A 15806-nucleotide genomic window follows, 5' to 3' on the forward strand; every position below is an offset into this window, starting at 1 on the left:
AACTAGCGGGTACGTACGGGTTCTTTTATTTTTTCGGATCATGGTCCTCCATCTGCTCCATCAACTTCTGAATGGCTTTCTTCTCAATGCGAGAGACATAGGACCGGGAGATGCCCAAAGCTTTAGCTATCTCTCGTTGAGTTCTTCTAGGGCTGTTCATTAAGCCATAGCGAAGCTGCAAAACATGCCGCTCCCGACGAGTCAAATTTTTAACTTTATCCAGAAGAATTCGCTGCTCAAATTCATTTTCGATCCGATCCGATATTGCCTCCCCTTCCGACGCCAGAACATCCATAAGCGAGATTTCGTTCCCCTCTTTATCCACACCGATGGGATCATAGATAGAGACTTCACCGCGGGATTTCTTGAGGGATCTAAGGTGCATGAGAATCTCATTTTCAATGCAGCGGGCCGCATAGGTGGCGAGCTTCGTCCCTTTCCCAGGATCAAAGGTGTCAATTCCTTTAATCAGGCCAATCGTACCGATAGAAATCAAATCGTCACTGTCTTCCCCCGTCCCATCAAACTTCTTGACTAAATGGGCCACTAACCGCAAATTATGCTCTACCAACTTATTCCGGGCATACTCGGCCTTGGTAAGATCTTTGAGAGTAGCTTCCGGACTTTTGCTGGCTCTGAGAACTTTAAGGTAGTGTGTTTCATCCTGCTCATTAAGAGGATGAGGAAAAGCATTATTATTGATATAGGAGACAAGAAGGGTTACCCCCTTCAAGACAGTTAAAGCAACACTGACAACAAGGATTTCTGTCAACATGGTTTAAGCCACTCCTTTCACGCCTACGTTTTAATACCTATGCAAAAGGAGTCCAATTTCTGCCTGGCCTTTTTAATTCAAACCCATTTTTATGATATCAAGTTTATATAACAAAAAATGACCCTTTGGGTCATTTTAATCCGATCGCTCAGCATTCTCGTTTTACTTTCTATTCATTTTTGAAGACAATCTCAAATGGCATAGCCTCCAGAGCCTTTTTTAGATCCGGCCAGGTATATTGAGTCGCCTGGATCAGCACTTCCCCGGCCTGACGATCCGTAGTGGTGACCACTCCTAAATGCCCGAGACCTTCCACATATTTCACCAACATCTGGATTTCTGATCTGGGGACCTGAGCCTTGATAAGCACGTCAGAATCAGCATAAGGTATTTCTCTATTCATTTATAATTTCCTTTCCAAACCTTATAACCCACTTAAAAAATTTATTAGATACTTCCCTACCCTCAGCAAGGCAGAAGCGTGGACCTATTTCTTATCCTTCTTCGCCCTTCTCAAGATAGCAAAAGGCGGTAACGGTCTGGGCAGCTCCAGCTTGAGGATCTCCTTGGCATGTCGGGCAACATCTACTTCTTCCCCTTCCACCGTATAGATTCCTCTGACTTCAAAGGACCAGGGCTCTTCCTTGGGTGAGAAGACCTCGATCATCTCCCCTTTTTTGAAATGATAACGCTGCTCTACCCAATACCCCTGACTGAATTCATCTTTGACTGAGGTCGGAATTTGGGGATGTTCCCGATTATCTGAAGCTAAGCCAAAGGCTACAAACTCATAATCCCGGATATAATTAGAACTCTCAATATTGTGAGATTCTGCTCCAGGCTTGCCAAAGAGGAATCCCGGAGAGTAATCACGATGACTGACCTTATCCATCTCTTCCAGCCAGCCGGGGAGTTTAGCTTCAAACTCCTCTTCCCCCTGTTCCCAAAGGGTATCAATGGCCTCCCGATAAACCTTCACCGTGCTGGATACATAATGAATGCTCTTCATGCGGCCTTCGATCTTATAGCTTTCGATTCCTAAAGGCTTAAGCATGGGCAAATACGGCAGCAGACAAAGATCATGGGAGTTAAATATATAGGTTCCCCGCTCATCTTCCTCCACGGGAAATACCTGACCGGGCCGTTTTTCTTCCACGAGACCGTATCCCCAACGGCAAGGCTGGGTACATTCTCCTCGGTTGGCATCTCTTCCGGTGAGATAATTGGACAGAAGACATCTTCCGGAGTAGGACATGCACATAGCTCCATGAATGAACATTTCCAGTTCCCCGGGGACCTTCTCCCCTACAGCTTGAATCTCTTCAATGGTCAACTCCCGGGCCAGAACAACCCGCTCAATTCCCTGCTTCAGCCAAAAGTTCATGCTGTAAGAATTGGTGCTATTCATCTGAGTACTGAGGTGCAGCGGAAGGCGGGGAGCTGTTTCTTGTGCCAGGGCGATAATGCCGGGGTCTGAGACAATGGCTCCATCGACTCCTAATGATTCCAATTGCTTTAAATACTCAGCCAAATCCTCAAAATCCTGCTCATGCGCAAAGATATTCACCGTCACATAGAGCTTATGGCCGGCATCGTGGGTATAGCGAATAGCTTCCCCCATTTGCTCCATGGTAAAATTTCCTGCATAAGCTCGAAGCCCAAAGGCAGGCCCGCCCATATAGACCGCATCGGCTCCATAGGCGATGGCGAATTTCAATTTTTCATAATCTCCTGCCGGTGCAAGGAGTTCGGGTTTCTTCAGTCTGTTTTGATCTATCATAACGGTTATCTTCAACCTCTCTCTAAACACAAAATCATTCTTATTTTCTATTTCATATACTTAGCCTGATTCTGTAAATGTTCCTGATGAGTTTTCGCATAAATCGTTTCTCCGCTTGGGGTAGCTAAGAAATAAAGATAGTCCGACGCTGTGCTGTTGAGCACCGCATCCAGAGAAGCATGCCCTGGACTGGAGATGGGACTGGGGGGTAATCCTGGGTATTTATAGGTATTATAGGGGGACTCCACCTGGATATCCTCCAGAGAGAGAATGTACTTTTGAGTTCCCAATACATATTGAATAGTGGCGCAGGACTGGAGGGCCATATCGATCTTAAGACGATTGAGGAAGATTCCAGCAATAATCGGACGGTCCGTATCCTTACCTGCTTCCTTTTCCACAATGGAAGCAAGATTCACCCACTCCCGCAGAGTAAGATTCATTTCCGCTAATTTAGTCATCACTTCCGGGGTTACTTCCTGCTCAAAGCGTTGAAGCATTCGATTGATATTTTCCTTGGGGTTGGCCTCCGGATCAAAGAAATAGGTATCAGGAAAAAGAAACCCATCCAATCGCTGCGGCCCTGAAGGGATATCTGCAAGAAAAGAATAGCCAAAGGACTCGCTTTCAATGACCCTCTGATAGTCATCTTTTGTTCCCAGCCCGTTCTTCACAAAGAGATCAATAATCTGAGCCGTGGTATATCCTTCGGGGATAGTTATTTTTTCAGTATGCACGGCAGGTCCCTTAAGAATTTTATCGATCATTTCCTGAGGAGCCATTTGGGCAGAAAGCTGGTATTCTCCGGCGAGAAGCTTGGAATCTACATTTTGCTGACTGGCCAAAAAGCGAAAAGCCAAAGCATTGCGTATAAGCTGCTTTTGCTCCAGCTCCTGGGCTACCTGGGAAGCATTCATTCCCGGGACGATCATGAACTGCACTTCTGCTGCATTGCTTCCTTCCTCAGCGTAGGGTTGTATAGCCCAATTCCACCAGGCTGCAATTCCCACCCCTGCAAGAATTACTATAATGAATAAAGTACTGAATAACCCTTTTAACCAGCGTCTTCCCATCTTCACACTCTCTCTTTCTCTTCCTCTACTACATATTAGTTGCACCCTTAAAGGCTATACCGACCCTCGGTGTAATCTCCTATTAATCTGCCTTAGTCGGCACCAATCTTAAGAATTCTATTGGTGGGCGCATAACTATCACGGCTTAAGAGCTGTTTCGTCTCTTTACCTTGAGCATCGGTGACAATCTTCCAGGTCTTTACGATATATCCCTTGCTTCCGCTTTGTTCTTGAATCACCGCACCGGGAAGCAAGTCAGGATCTATTTTACGTATAGTATGATAACTCAATTCCTTCTCGATCTCCTTCTCAAAGCGAACCTTTGCTCCTGTTTTTTTACCGTATATCTTAATGGTGAGGTTTCCCGCTTCTACTTTGGTACGGAAATAGATATAGGATGAACTATCATTGCGCAATTTCAAGTCAAGGGTGGGATAATTGACCGTAGCATCCTGGCCAAGAGGAATATAGGCAACCACAACCGCATGAGGGTGTCTTTCCACTATTGATAGATTCGCCAGCAGCGCAGCGTTGTATAAGGTAGAGGATACTTGACAGATTCCTCCCCCGATTCCTTTGACATACTCATTATTGATGACGATATAGGCGTCTTTAAAACCTGTCTCCGCTGTCCGCGGTCCAATGGTTCCATTAAAGGAAAAGCTTTCCCCGGGTTTTAAAAGAACTTTATCCATTTTCTGCGCGGCTGCTATGAGATTAGCGGTACGGTTTTTATCACCGGCATTGTATTTGGTGGTATATTCACCGATGACACCATCAAAAGCTAACGCTTTTAAGGACTCGGTAGTGACCGTAGCGGGAATCTCTACACTTGTTATGGGGATTCTCCTGGGCAAATCACCTAACGAAGCTTTCTTAACCTCAGCCAAAAAAGCGTCCACATTTACGGCCTCCCCTGAAGTGGCCGGGGTAATCTTAAATTGATCGTTCTCAACTTTGAAGGTGGCATCCACAGCGGAGCGGCTAAATTCAGCAAGCTTCTCTTGTAGAACCTGATTAGCCATTAAATCATTAATGGCTAAAACACTGTGAGTCTGTTTGCCGGTGTTCTCTGAGAGGTTCTCCCAAGTTCTTTCGAAATCAAGCGTAATACCAAGCTCTTCCGGAGTAAACTGAATCTCCGTCTCATTGTACACTAAGAATAGATTTTCTTCCAGTTTGTCCTTGGACCAACTCTGAATCTTCTCCTTGGCTTCCTGGGGTGTTATTCCCCCTAGTGCCAAGTCGTCCAGACGTGACCCTGGGGGAAACTGGTTTTGGTCAGTGGAAACGGCTTCCGGGGTAAGATTTAACAGGCGTGCTTCATTCGTCGTGCAGCCTGTAAAGGCCAGCAACGCCAGTAAGAAAAGATAGGAACAGCACTTCCACTTTAGGCTCATCGTTTTTCCCCCTTAGCATAGAAAGTTTATCATTTATTTTACCTTTCTATAGGGTCTGCAATTTGATCAAAAAATATTGAGTAAAAAAATAAAAAAGCAGTCGATTCGATAACTCGAACCCGACTGCTTTCAAAAACTTATGTTTATTCTTCTTCCATGCTTTCCCAAGCATCTGCGACTTTTTCCCACTCTTCATCATCTTCGATGTCGAGGAGCATTTCGTTGCCTTCAGCATCTTTGCCAAGTTTGAGGATGATGGCTTCATCAGCTTCTTCATCTTCCTCGGCACTGATAGGCATTAAAACAAAATATGTAGACCCTTCAACTTCCAACGTATCGAGATGGAGAAATTCATGATCGTTTCCTTCATCATCGGTCAGAATGATTGTGTCAAACTCTTCAACGTCATGCTCGTGGTCGCAATGAGGACCATGCTTATGTTCGGTCATTTGATTCACCTCTTATTAAAGATATAGTCATTGTACTCCCCGAGGGGAAGAATGTCAAATACATCTGAATATTTCAGATTTTTCACTTATCCTTTATTCTGCCCATTTTTTAGCCTTATATAATCCAGGTATCCCTGCAAAATAAAAACAGCTGCCATTTTGTCGATCACTTGCTTGCGCTTTGCTCGTGACACATCTGCTTCCAGCAAAGACCGTTGTGCCCCCATGGTGCTTAAGCGTTCATCCCAGAGGGTGACCGGCAACCCGAATTCCTCTTTGAGAATTTGGGCAAATTCCTCAGTGGCTTGGGCACGAGGTCCCAGAGTACCGTTCATGTTTTTCGGATAACCCAGGACAATGTGGTCCACCTCATAGTCCTGAAGGATCGTTTTAAGCTCTTCAAGCTCCTTTTTCGACCTTCGGATAGTCTTTATCCCTTGGGCTGTAAGGAGCATAGCATCACTTACCGCCACTCCGATGGTCCGTTCACCAAAGTCCAGACCCATAACTCTCATTGGCTCACCCCTGACTTAGACAATTTTTAGACAAAAATGAGGGCATACCCTTCCGCAGTACCCACAAAGGACACATTGACCGGCTTCCACTGTAGCCTGCACCATCCCACCTTCTACAACTTCCTCCAGGGATAAGGCGCTTTGTGGGCAGGCTTCACAACAGCGGCCACAGCCCTGACACCAATCCGCTATATAGAGCTTACGTTCCCTATAGGTGACGGATCGTCTTAATTCTTCAGATATCTCCTGGCCTGCCAGATAGTTAAGATTAAAATCTATTTCTTCTACACTGGACATACCTAAGGCCATGGCCTGGATCCAAGGAATGTCAGTGATAAAGTCCAGGGCTTCCTCAGGATGGGTCGCCAAATGCCCCCCGCCAAAAATTTTCATAGCATAGATTCCGATTCCCAGCTCAGAGGCAAACCGGATGGCCTCCAGCATTTCCTCTAAGATACCGTCGATGATACCTAACCCTTGACGGTTGACTATGGGGTGAATCACATCGATACCTGGAAGGAGGGCACCGGCCTTCACCGCATCCACAGCATGGGTAGAGATACCGATGTACTTCACCCTTCCATCAGCTTTGGCTTTCATCAATTCCTCCCAGGCCCCCTGATGTCCTTTCAGGGTAAGGGCACTTTCCTGCTCATGGAGGAGGAAAAAGTCGATGACATCCCGATTGAGTTCCTTTCTTGCTCTTTCAATGCTTTCGGACATTTCTTCAGCTGTCACCGAGTAAGACTTGCTCACCATCCTGACTTCCGGGTGATACTGAAGGGCTTGGGCGATCTGGGAATAATTAGCGTATATTTCTGCCGTATCGATCCAATCAATTCCTTGCTCTAAAGCATAGCGAAGAACCCTCACTCCCTCCGCAAAGGATACACGCCCTTGCAGAGGAGAAATGGCTAAGCTGCCAAAACATACTTCAGATACCATAGGGCCATGCCAACCCAGAGAGACTTGTTTCATAGTTGCTTCACTTCCTCGCACAGAAACCCTCACCTTGAAGTGAGGGTTTCCTAAGAACTACTTCTTTTGCAGATACGAACGAACAAGCTCTTCCAGAAGTTCATACCGTTCCAGCTTCCGTATGAGGGAGCGCGCTTGATTGTGGCTTGTGATATAGACCGGATCACCGGACATTAAATATCCTACCAACTGATTAATCGGGTCATATCCTTTCTCTTCCAGTGCCACATACACTTGCTGCAAAATTTCCTGGGGTGAAATATCGCCCCCCTGAGATTTAAACATCATAGTGTGTTCTAAACGATCCATTAGCGTTCCCCCTTTGCTTACCAGTTAGGTGAATATTTCTCTCCGAAGAAGGGATTTTCCTTTATTTCGGGGTCAAAAAGTTTTTATTTTAAATAGCTCTTTATAATGGCCGGAACTTGATCAAGAGCTTCCCCTAATTTAGCCGCATCTTTTCCCCCGGCTTGTGCCATATCGGGACGGCCTCCCCCGCCACCGCCGGTGATTTTGGCCACTTCCTTAATAATCTGCCCCGCATGAAGCCCGCTTAAACCTGTCGGGGTGACAACGGTTACCCAGTTGACCTTTCCTTCCACAGCTGCTCCCAGAACGAGGACACCGGTCTTCATCTTATCCTTTAAAAGGTCCGCTGTATTGCGGAGAGCGTCCATATCCTGGGCGGAGACTTTAGCCGCCAGAACAGGTACCCCGTGGATATCCTTAACCTGTTCCAGGAGAGATTCCACTTCGGATTTTGCCACTTTGGCATGAAGCTGCTGAACTTCCTTCTCCAGATCCTTGACTTGGACTAAGAGCCCCTGGATTCGCTTGGTAAGATCCGAGGGCTGAGCCTTGAGAAGTTGAGACGCATCGTGAATCTGATCATTGAGGGAACGCATATATTTAAGAGTCTCTGCTCCCGCTACAGCCTCGATTCGTCTCAAACCCGCCCCGATACCCCCTTCAGAGATAATCTTGACCAGGCCGATATCTCCGGTAGCATGAATATGGGTTCCTCCGCAAAGCTCCATGGAGTAATCTCCCATAGAGACGACGCGAACGGTGTCCCCGTATTTCTCTCCGAAAAGGGCAGTGGCTCCGCTGGCTTTCGCCGCATCTAGGCTCATTTCCTCAGCTGTAACGGGCATATTGGCAAGGACTGCCTCGTTTAAAAGATCCTCTACTCGCTGTAACTCAGCGGGAGTCAAGGCAGAGAAATGGGTAAAGTCAAAGCGGAGACGATCCGGTGTAACCAGGGAGCCTGCTTGTTGAACATGCTCTCCCAATACGGTACGAAGGGCTGATTGGAGAAGATGAGTCGCACTGTGATGGCGGGCTGTAGCCAGGCGAAGGTGCTCATCCACCAAAGCCTCTACTTCATCTCCAGTATTCAAAACCCCCTGTGTGATCAGGAAGCGATGATAAACGGTACCTGTGACACCCTTTTTCACTTCCATAAGCTTTGCCTCTGCCCTTTGGGTGCGAATCACGCCACTGTCTGAGATCTGCCCCCCACTTTCCGCATAGAAAGGAGACTCTCTTAGGAAGATCAGGACCTCGTCCCCTTCAGCGGCATCCTTAACCTCTTCTCCATCCCGGAATAGGGCTTCCACCTTAGTGTTGGCAGCCAGTTCATGATAACCCAGGAAGGGCGTCGTACCCAAGGCCTTGGCTTTTTCCGAGATGGCGGCACTTTCTTGAACCGCCTTCATTTGCTGGGATTGCTCTTTAGCCAGACGGCGATGCTCTTCAGCCGCAGCATTAAATGCCTCCATATCTACGCTCATCCCTTGCTCGATGAGCATTTCTTCCGTCAATTCTACCGGGAAGCCATAGGTTTCATAGAGATAGAAAGCATCCCCTCCACTGAGAACTGCTTCCCCGGCTTCTTGAAGGGTTTTGACTTTTTCCTGGAGAATTTGCGTTCCTTGCTCTAAAGTCGCTTGAAAGTTTTTTTCCTCTAGGCGTAAATGATTGAGGATGAAATTTTCATTTTCCTTAAGCTCGGGATAATGATGGCTGTAGTCTCTCTGAATGATCAGGAAGATTTGCTCCAGGAAGGGTTTGTCGATACCCAAAAGACGAGCATAGCGAATGGCCCGGCGCAGAATTCGACGCAGCACATATCCGCGGCCTTCGCTACCCGGACGGATGCCATCGGAAAGCATAAAGGAAACAGCCCGGGTATGGTCGGCGACCACCTTCATCGCAGTATCGCTTTTTGGATTATCATGGTAAGGGGTTCCGGAAAGCTCGGCTACCTTATTAATGATAGGCAGGAATAAATCGGTATCAAAGTTGGAGGCCACACCTTGCATGACGGAAGCAATCCGCTCCAGGCCCATCCCTGTATCGATATTTTGCTTGGGCAGTGGAGTAAGCATACCGGATTCATCCCGATTGTACTGCATAAAAACGAGATTCCAGATCTCCAGGAAGCGGTCGCAATCACAGCCTAAGGCACAGCCCGGTTTGCCGCAGCTCCGTTGTTCTCCCAAATCCACATAGATTTCCGAGCAATACCCACACGGTCCAACAGGACCGGCTGCCCATAGGTTTTCCGGGTCGTACTTAATCCGCTCCGGGGAAACACCCGTCTTTTCGATCCAAAGGTTCTTGGCTTCCTCATCTTCCGGATGAACGGTAATCCACAACTGATCGATGGGCAGCTTCAATACCTCGGTCACAAACTCCCAGGCCCAGGGAATGGCTTGGGATTTGAAATAATCGCCGAAGGAGAAGTTCCCTAACATTTCAAAAAAGGTATGATGGCGGGCTGTTTTACCCACTACTTCCAGGTCTGGTGTACGGACGCATTTTTGTGATGTGGTAGCCCGAGGAAAAGGTGGCTCGACCTTGCGCATAAAATAAGGCTTAAAAGGAACCATCCCGGCTACGGTAAGGAGTAAGGTGGGGTCATCCTTAGGAATCAAGGATGCGCTGGGTAAGATTTTATGACCTTTGGATTTAAAGAATTTTAAGAACATGTCTCTGAGCTGGTTACCTGTATACATGATTATTCCTCCCTTAATAATGAATCATAATCTAAACGTCCAATTTGAACAAAATCATAGAAAACCCGGCTTCGCCGTGCCTTAAACGCCTACCTCAAGCGAGGTGAAGCCGCTGGTTGCCCTTATGCTTAGAAAGTATATAACGCAAGTTTATACTTGACAGTGTAAAAAAAGATAAACCCGCCCCCTGAATCAGGGACGGGTTATATTACCGTGGTACCACCCTGCTTACTCATCCGGAGGTTCCTCAGAATGAGTCGCTTAGCGACAGTTTACTGTCATCGCATTTAACGCATGCCTCGTCAAGGTTTTTCCTCGCCCTCGGGAATAGCCTTCATACAAAATCCCTTGGCTTCCTTTCACCTCCGAAAGCCTCTCTACAAAGGAATTAGGTATTACTCATTCCGTCATCAGTTTAAATCTTACAAATTAATCTAAAGTATAGCGGAGGACCTGGGTTCTTGTCAACTTTCTGCTCATCTCAATCATAAAATAATTATCACCATCATCCACTCTAAAACCGGTCCCTCAACGCGACAACGTTGTCGCGTTGAGGCATTCTCTCTATCTTTTACATAATTGCTAAGATTCGTACCATAAGGCGCTGCCAATTCCTTTTAAATGGGTTTAAAAAGTTCATCAACTGTTGTATTTAATTCTTTTGCAAGATTAAATGCTAACATCAATGTCGGGTCATATTTATTGTTTTCTATCGCATTTACTGTCTGTCTGGAAACTCCACATTTTTTGGCTAATTCCTCTTGTGACAATCCTAGTTCTTTTCGTCTATTCCTAATCATGTTTTCCATATCAACCACTATGCCTTTTCTTAAAAAACAGAAGTGCAATAAAATAAACTATGGCTGTAACTGTCAACTGGATGAACGGGTTTATCGTCGCTGGCCGTGCCGTCACAAGGTTTTCAATGACGTCAAGAATCATTGCTCCCACTGCTACAAGTAAGGTATATGTGCTGGCTTTCCATACGATTATCTGATTGCGTTCATCACCCGGTTTGACCAATGATACTACCATACCAATATCCAAAACAATAAATACCAGCAAGACAACACCAAAAGTAATTAGTGCAGATAATTCCATAAAATTGACTCCTTTCTATATCATGCCATTCAACCAAAAATGTCAAATTTCTTTGACATTTTTAGTATAGAGCGCAAAATAATAAATGTCAAGAGTTCTTGACATTTTAGAAATAGAGTTCTTAACTATTTATTGTTTGAGAAGTCTTTTTTATGTTTCTGAATATTTCCTGGGCTAACCGCCTTTATTCTTTAGCACAGACAAATTTCTTCGCACCAGAGAATACTTCGTCCTGTACGGATTTTGCAATGTCATCAAAGAAACCCTTCTTTTGTGATATTCCGTAGTCTATGAGTTAGTCACAGTCCGTACCAAATACGAAAGCCCTTTCGTATTTGGTACAAACATGACTTCACCCGCTTATACATGAATTATAGATTCCCCAATCCCCCTTATATGGGGGGCAGCCGTAGCATCATTCAGCTCGTCTCAATCATAAAAACAATCATCACCATCATCCACTTCGAAACCTGTCCCAGAACGGACAACGTTGTCGCGTTCTGGGACATTCTTTGTGTACCGGTCCTTATTTCTTATAGCGATAATCCACCTTCACCGGAAACTCGTTGGTTTTCATCCCTTCGTGAATCCAAGTGTCATAGACCATGTACATAGTCTCTTCCCCGGCCGCAGGGACCATACTGATTTTCTTTCACACTATCCGGATAAGGATAAATCCCTTCTCCAGCATAAGTGGGTACCTTGGGCCAGGTGATAGTCTTTTAGTCTACTATAAGCTACATAAAACATCTCCTCTTTATAGAGGGAGTAGAGACGTTCAAGCTTATTTCGGCTTCCCCCTTTGCCAATCGTTTCAACACTTAGCTTCTCTGCCTAAATTGATAATTCCACCTCCATTAAGAGACTTCCTTCCACAAAACCCAAAACCTCCCTATACCTTCAATTGTACAGGGAGGTTAATATTTCAGTAGTTTGGCGCACGGCCAGGCTCTCAATAAAATAACTTCGTGTATTCTGTCCGAGTATCAGCGATATGGTAAATATATATCACATCCATAATCTTACGATAAATCACTGCATGCTTTTTAGAAATAACCATCCGATAGCCTTGTTCATTCAACCAATGTCATACTTCATCTGCCCGCTCCCTTAATCTTCTTCTGGCTTCTGAAATACTGAGGGTTTCCGCTCCACTGATTCTTTCCTGTTCTGCCTGTAAAATCCTGGCACGAAGCTGTAAAATCTGTATCTGTTCCCTTTTTTCAAAAGCATCAATACTCATGAGAACCAAATCTCCCCCGCCATTTTTTGTAATATATATAGGTTCTTTTGTTTCTTTTGCCAGATTTGATATCGTAGAGTATTCATTCCGCAATGCTGCCGATGGTTTGATTATCATAGTCCACACGCACCTTATATCGTATTTCTGATATAATTTTATCAAGAATATGCAAAATAAAACAAGAGGGTTCAAGGGGGTAAACCGCATTATGTTGGTCGGAGTGCGGATCAATCCCCTCATTTTATCTCAGGTGAAACCAGCCAGAAGTAGATATTACGAATGATAACCCGCAATACTGCGGCAAAGGGGACCGAAAACAACATCCCCCAAAAGCCGGCGATTTCTCCTCCTGCCAAGAGGGCAAAGATAATCCACAAAGGATGCAGTCCTACACTGTCTCCCATGAGCTTCGGTGAGATAATACTGCTTTCAAGCTGTTGAACGATAAGGATAACTACGGCAACTTTTAAGGCCATCATGGGGGATTGAATAAGGCCAAGGAGCACCGAGGGGACGGCACCGATTAAGGGACCAAAATAAGGGATCAAATCAAAGACACCGCAAATCACCCCAATCAGCAAGGCATAATCCATTCCCACCAGCTTTACTCCGACACCAGAGAGAATTCCTACAATCAAAGCTACTATAACGTTACCACGGATAAAACTGCGGACAATATGACTAATATCCTGAACTACTCTCTGCCAGGCTACCCGCTTGCGCTGAGGAACTATTCTCAAAAATCCTACCCGAAGCCGATTCCAATCTGCCAATAAATAAATGGCTATAACCGGTGACAGGATAAAAAGACTCATCGAGGTCAGTGCCTTAGGCAGATTATCCAGAAAGTCTTCCAACCAATGGATAAGGAAGGATTCTCCTTCACCCAAATGTTCATCCAATACACTGACCACCTGATTGGGAAGCCCGGTCGCTCTGAAATTGGCCCGGAAATCTTGAATGGCCTGCTCCAGGGTCCGGATGGTTTCCGGCAGTACCTGAGTCAGCTTGGATAACTCGATATAAAGTTTAGGAATAACAATAAAGATGAGCAAGGCAAGAGTCAGGAGAATTCCAATAAAAACAAAAGCGATGGACATTTTACGTCCAACCCCTCGCCTCACCAAAGCCTCAACCACAGGAGCCAATAAATAGGCTAAGACAAAAGCCAGGATAAAAGGGCCCAATATAGAACGCACTGAAAGGATCAGGAGCAATCCTAACAAAATAATACTAATGAGGAAAGCCCAGCGCCATTTTTCCTTCTTCATAGTTTCCTCCAACCCTCTTTTGAGATTGTCTTACCCCGTTCCGAAAGGTTTTATACCCTAAATGCAAAAAGAGCGTAAACCGGCTTTCAATCCGTTCTTACGCTCTTATCTTTCCAAGAAACACATGATTTTCTTTGTTGATACTGTGGAGAGAGACTAGAATTTCATCATCTTCATACCCTTACGCATCGCAGACATAGCTTTATTCTTTGGACGCATCATATAACCGACGGTCATCCCAAGGATACTACCTGCTACAATTCCTCCAATAACTTGTCCTGACCTCAAGGTATATCCCTCCCTTATTTCTTTACTCCAGTACAGCCTCACTGAGCTCTTCGTTGATTGCCGGATCATTCCACGCTACTAAAGAACCGTCTTCAGCTAAATCATAGATAACGACTTTGTCCGTAGAGCTGGTAAATTCCACACAGCAATCCCAACAATAAAACTGACCCACTCCTACCTTACCGATAGCGCGACCACTACAAACTGGACAATTCATGATAGTGAACCCCCTTCATTTCCCTGGTCCCAGGGGGATACCTGGTCTTCAACGATTAAGACATCTTTCCCATCTACCATTACGTCCGCTTGCAGAATTGCGCCACGGCCATCCATAAGATCGGAAAAAAGGCCGTCCGAAACTTCGAAACCCACAATGTTCTCTGCTGAATCATCAAGAAAGACATCCTCAATCGTGCCCTTTGCTTCCCCGCCTTGGGTAAAAACTTGATTGCCAACTTTTTGCGACCATTTAATCCCTTGAATTTTTTGAACCACATGGTCTCTCACAGTTAAGGCATCTTTACCAACAGCAGCTACAACTTCTCGCGGCAAACCCTTTTCGGAGTGAAAAATGTGAGCGTTTTCCAAGAGAATACCGCTAATTTTCCTGCTGCTTTCATCGAAAACCACATCCTTTACCCAGCCAATCTGGTTTCCGTTTTTTAAACATAATACAGGTAAACCAACGATTTCCCGTGCTCGTCGCATTTTTCCCCTCCCTTCGAAACTTTTATGGTTCTATGATACTATGCCCAGTATTTTACTTGCCCATTCATTCACTTATAAAAAGATCCTGTGATAATTTTGCCGCCACCGATGACAAGATCCTCTTGATAAAAGACCACGGCTTGTCCTGGAGTAATAGCACGTTGAGGGGTGCCAAATTCCACCCGCACCACCGGACCGATGGCTCCGGGCAGTGTTTCAAAATCCTTTAAAGGAATAATCTTCGCTTCAGCGAGAGGTGCTTTATAACGAATTTTTGCCTGAACATCCAAGGGACCCTCCAGGTCAGGAATGGCTATCCAATTTAAGTCCGTAGCCAGAAGAGAAGGTGCATAAACCTCTTGATCCTCACCTAAGATCACTTCATTGCTTTCTACATTAAAGCCGAGAACAAACATGGGTTTACCAAAGGTTACCCCCAAACCTTTCCGTTGGCCGACGGTATAGTTGACCAAGCCCTGATGCCTTCCCAGAATATTCCCCTTCTGGTCAACAAAATTGCCGGGCTTAATCTTCCCCGGTGACCGCTCACGAATGAAAGAGACATAATCGTCATCTGGAATAAAACATATTTCCTGGCTATCAGGCTTCCGGGAGACCCGAAGTAGTCCTCGTTCCGCAGCCATCTCGCGGATGTGCTCTTTCTTATAGTCTGCCAGGGGAAACAGAGTGTGCTTGAGCTGGTCTTGACTCAAAGTATAGAGCATATAGGTTTGGTCCTTCCAGACGTCCACCGGTCGGCTCATGAGGTAGCGTCCGCTCTGGGGATCCTGGAGGACTTTAGCATAATGACCTGTGGCCAGATAATCGGCCCCCAAAGCCCGTGCTTTCCTCAGAAACTCTCCCCAGCGCACTACCCGGTTGCACATGGTACATGGATTCGGTGTTTCACCACTGAGGTAGGCGTTCGTAAAATAATCGATGACATTTTCCTCAAAGATAGTGCGAAAGTTCAGTACATAATGAGGTATACCTAGTTGGTGGGCTACCCGCCGGGCATCATCTATGGCTGTAATGGAACAGCACCCTCCAACATCATCCGGACCTCCGGAGGGCATGGTTTGGAGGGTTATCCCGATGACCTCATATCCTTCTTCCTTAAGCAAAGCGGCGGCCATGGAACTGTCCACGCCGCCGCTCATACCGACCACTACCTTTTTCTTTTCGGTAAGCGTCATTTCCTCATC

Annotated in this window: 18 protein-coding genes; all 18 read right to left on the reverse strand. The window is 45.8% G+C overall.

Annotated features, from left to right (window positions below):
- Positions 1-25: 25 nt before the first annotated feature.
- Entirely contained in the window at positions 26-775 is a 750-nt protein-coding gene (sigK, locus tag DESDE_RS14460; protein WP_014794762.1) for an RNA polymerase sporulation sigma factor SigK, read from the reverse strand.
- A 169-nt stretch (positions 776-944) separates the two neighbouring features.
- Positions 945-1178, reverse strand: a complete 234-nt coding sequence (locus tag DESDE_RS14465) for a DUF4911 domain-containing protein (RefSeq protein ID WP_014794763.1) — start codon at positions 1176-1178, stop codon at positions 945-947.
- Positions 1179-1262: 84 nt separating this feature from the next.
- On the reverse strand, positions 1263-2555 hold the full coding sequence (locus tag DESDE_RS14470; RefSeq protein ID WP_041917279.1) for a peptidase U32 family protein: 1293 nt from the start codon (positions 2553-2555) through the stop codon (positions 1263-1265).
- Between the two features lie 47 nt (positions 2556-2602).
- The gene (gene mltG, locus DESDE_RS14475; RefSeq protein ID WP_014794765.1) at positions 2603-3628 is read right to left on the reverse strand and encodes an endolytic transglycosylase MltG; all 1026 of its coding nucleotides are present in this window, start codon (positions 3626-3628) and stop codon (positions 2603-2605) included.
- A gap of 92 nt (positions 3629-3720) precedes the next feature.
- Positions 3721-5028: a VanW family protein gene (locus DESDE_RS14480; protein WP_014794766.1), complete on the reverse strand. Its 1308-nt coding sequence runs from the start codon at positions 5026-5028 to the stop codon at positions 3721-3723.
- A 143-nt stretch (positions 5029-5171) separates the two neighbouring features.
- Positions 5172-5477, reverse strand: coding sequence for a DUF1292 domain-containing protein (locus DESDE_RS14485; RefSeq protein ID WP_014794767.1), 306 nt, complete (start codon positions 5475-5477; stop codon positions 5172-5174).
- An 86-nt stretch (positions 5478-5563) separates the two neighbouring features.
- Complete coding sequence (gene ruvX / locus DESDE_RS14490) at positions 5564-5992, reverse strand: Holliday junction resolvase RuvX (RefSeq protein ID WP_014794768.1); 429 nt, start codon at positions 5990-5992, stop codon at positions 5564-5566.
- Between the two features lie 15 nt (positions 5993-6007).
- A complete protein-coding gene (locus DESDE_RS14495) occupies positions 6008-6970 on the reverse strand; it encodes an aldo/keto reductase (protein WP_019850923.1) in 963 nt (320 codons plus the stop codon).
- A gap of 57 nt (positions 6971-7027) precedes the next feature.
- A complete protein-coding gene (locus DESDE_RS14500; RefSeq protein WP_014794770.1) occupies positions 7028-7279 on the reverse strand; it encodes an IreB family regulatory phosphoprotein in 252 nt (83 codons plus the stop codon).
- Between the two features lie 83 nt (positions 7280-7362).
- A complete protein-coding gene (gene alaS, locus DESDE_RS14505; protein ID WP_014794771.1) occupies positions 7363-9990 on the reverse strand; it encodes an alanine--tRNA ligase in 2628 nt (875 codons plus the stop codon).
- A 617-nt stretch (positions 9991-10607) separates the two neighbouring features.
- Positions 10608-10799 (reverse strand): helix-turn-helix transcriptional regulator, encoded by a 192-nt coding sequence (locus tag DESDE_RS14510; protein ID WP_014794772.1) that lies wholly within the window; start codon positions 10797-10799, stop codon positions 10608-10610.
- A gap of 1 nt (position 10800) precedes the next feature.
- Positions 10801-11091, reverse strand: coding sequence for a hypothetical protein (locus DESDE_RS14515; protein ID WP_014794773.1), 291 nt, complete (start codon positions 11089-11091; stop codon positions 10801-10803).
- Positions 11092-12178: 1087 nt separating this feature from the next.
- Positions 12179-12451, reverse strand: coding sequence for a type II toxin-antitoxin system Phd/YefM family antitoxin (locus DESDE_RS14520; RefSeq protein ID WP_014794774.1), 273 nt, complete (start codon positions 12449-12451; stop codon positions 12179-12181).
- A 119-nt stretch (positions 12452-12570) separates the two neighbouring features.
- On the reverse strand, positions 12571-13605 hold the full coding sequence (locus tag DESDE_RS14525) for an AI-2E family transporter (protein ID WP_014794775.1): 1035 nt from the start codon (positions 13603-13605) through the stop codon (positions 12571-12573).
- A gap of 156 nt (positions 13606-13761) precedes the next feature.
- Positions 13762-13893 carry a hypothetical protein gene (locus DESDE_RS22805; protein ID WP_014794776.1) on the reverse strand — a complete coding sequence of 44 codons (132 nt, stop codon included), beginning with the start codon at positions 13891-13893 and terminating at the stop codon, positions 13762-13764.
- Positions 13894-13915: 22 nt separating this feature from the next.
- Positions 13916-14110, reverse strand: coding sequence for a hypothetical protein (locus DESDE_RS14530; RefSeq protein WP_014794777.1), 195 nt, complete (start codon positions 14108-14110; stop codon positions 13916-13918).
- On the reverse strand, positions 14107-14601 hold the full coding sequence (locus DESDE_RS14535) for a PRC-barrel domain-containing protein (RefSeq protein ID WP_014794778.1): 495 nt from the start codon (positions 14599-14601) through the stop codon (positions 14107-14109). The genes DESDE_RS14530 and DESDE_RS14535 overlap by 4 nt, the downstream gene beginning before the upstream one ends.
- A gap of 68 nt (positions 14602-14669) precedes the next feature.
- Positions 14670-15797: a tRNA 2-thiouridine(34) synthase MnmA gene (gene mnmA, locus DESDE_RS14540; RefSeq protein WP_014794779.1), complete on the reverse strand. Its 1128-nt coding sequence runs from the start codon at positions 15795-15797 to the stop codon at positions 14670-14672.
- Positions 15798-15806 lie beyond the last annotated feature (9 nt).

The sequence above is a fragment of the Desulfitobacterium dehalogenans ATCC 51507 genome (assembly GCF_000243155.2).
In the GTDB taxonomy this organism is placed as follows: Bacteria; Bacillota; Desulfitobacteriia; order Desulfitobacteriales; family Desulfitobacteriaceae; genus Desulfitobacterium; species Desulfitobacterium dehalogenans.

Coding starts and splice junctions, on each gene's coding strand:
- DESDE_RS14485 (WP_014794767.1), bottom strand. CDS start 5,477: ATGACCGAACATAAGCATGGTCCTCATTGCGACCACGAGCATGACGTT.
- DESDE_RS14510 (WP_014794772.1), bottom strand. CDS start 10,799: ATGGAAAACATGATTAGGAATAGACGAAAAGAACTAGGATTGTCACAA.
- DESDE_RS14535 (WP_014794778.1), bottom strand. CDS start 14,601: ATGCGACGAGCACGGGAAATCGTTGGTTTACCTGTATTATGTTTAAAA.
- DESDE_RS14500 (WP_014794770.1), bottom strand. CDS start 7,279: ATGGATCGTTTAGAACACACTATGATGTTTAAATCTCAGGGGGGCGAT.
- mnmA (WP_014794779.1), bottom strand. CDS start 15,797: ATGACGCTTACCGAAAAGAAAAAGGTAGTGGTCGGTATGAGCGGCGGC.
- DESDE_RS14480 (WP_014794766.1), bottom strand. CDS start 5,028: ATGAGCCTAAAGTGGAAGTGCTGTTCCTATCTTTTCTTACTGGCGTTG.
- sigK (WP_014794762.1), bottom strand. CDS start 775: ATGTTGACAGAAATCCTTGTTGTCAGTGTTGCTTTAACTGTCTTGAAG.
- DESDE_RS14525 (WP_014794775.1), bottom strand. CDS start 13,605: ATGAAGAAGGAAAAATGGCGCTGGGCTTTCCTCATTAGTATTATTTTG.
- DESDE_RS14530 (WP_014794777.1), bottom strand. CDS start 14,110: ATGAATTGTCCAGTTTGTAGTGGTCGCGCTATCGGTAAGGTAGGAGTG.
- alaS (WP_014794771.1), bottom strand. CDS start 9,990: ATGTATACAGGTAACCAGCTCAGAGACATGTTCTTAAAATTCTTTAAA.
- DESDE_RS14470 (WP_041917279.1), bottom strand. CDS start 2,555: ATGATAGATCAAAACAGACTGAAGAAACCCGAACTCCTTGCACCGGCA.
- DESDE_RS14520 (WP_014794774.1), bottom strand. CDS start 12,451: ATGATAATCAAACCATCGGCAGCATTGCGGAATGAATACTCTACGATA.
- DESDE_RS14465 (WP_014794763.1), bottom strand. CDS start 1,178: ATGAATAGAGAAATACCTTATGCTGATTCTGACGTGCTTATCAAGGCT.
- ruvX (WP_014794768.1), bottom strand. CDS start 5,992: ATGAGAGTTATGGGTCTGGACTTTGGTGAACGGACCATCGGAGTGGCG.
- DESDE_RS14515 (WP_014794773.1), bottom strand. CDS start 11,091: ATGGAATTATCTGCACTAATTACTTTTGGTGTTGTCTTGCTGGTATTT.
- mltG (WP_014794765.1), bottom strand. CDS start 3,628: ATGGGAAGACGCTGGTTAAAAGGGTTATTCAGTACTTTATTCATTATA.
- DESDE_RS14495 (WP_019850923.1), bottom strand. CDS start 6,970: ATGAAACAAGTCTCTCTGGGTTGGCATGGCCCTATGGTATCTGAAGTA.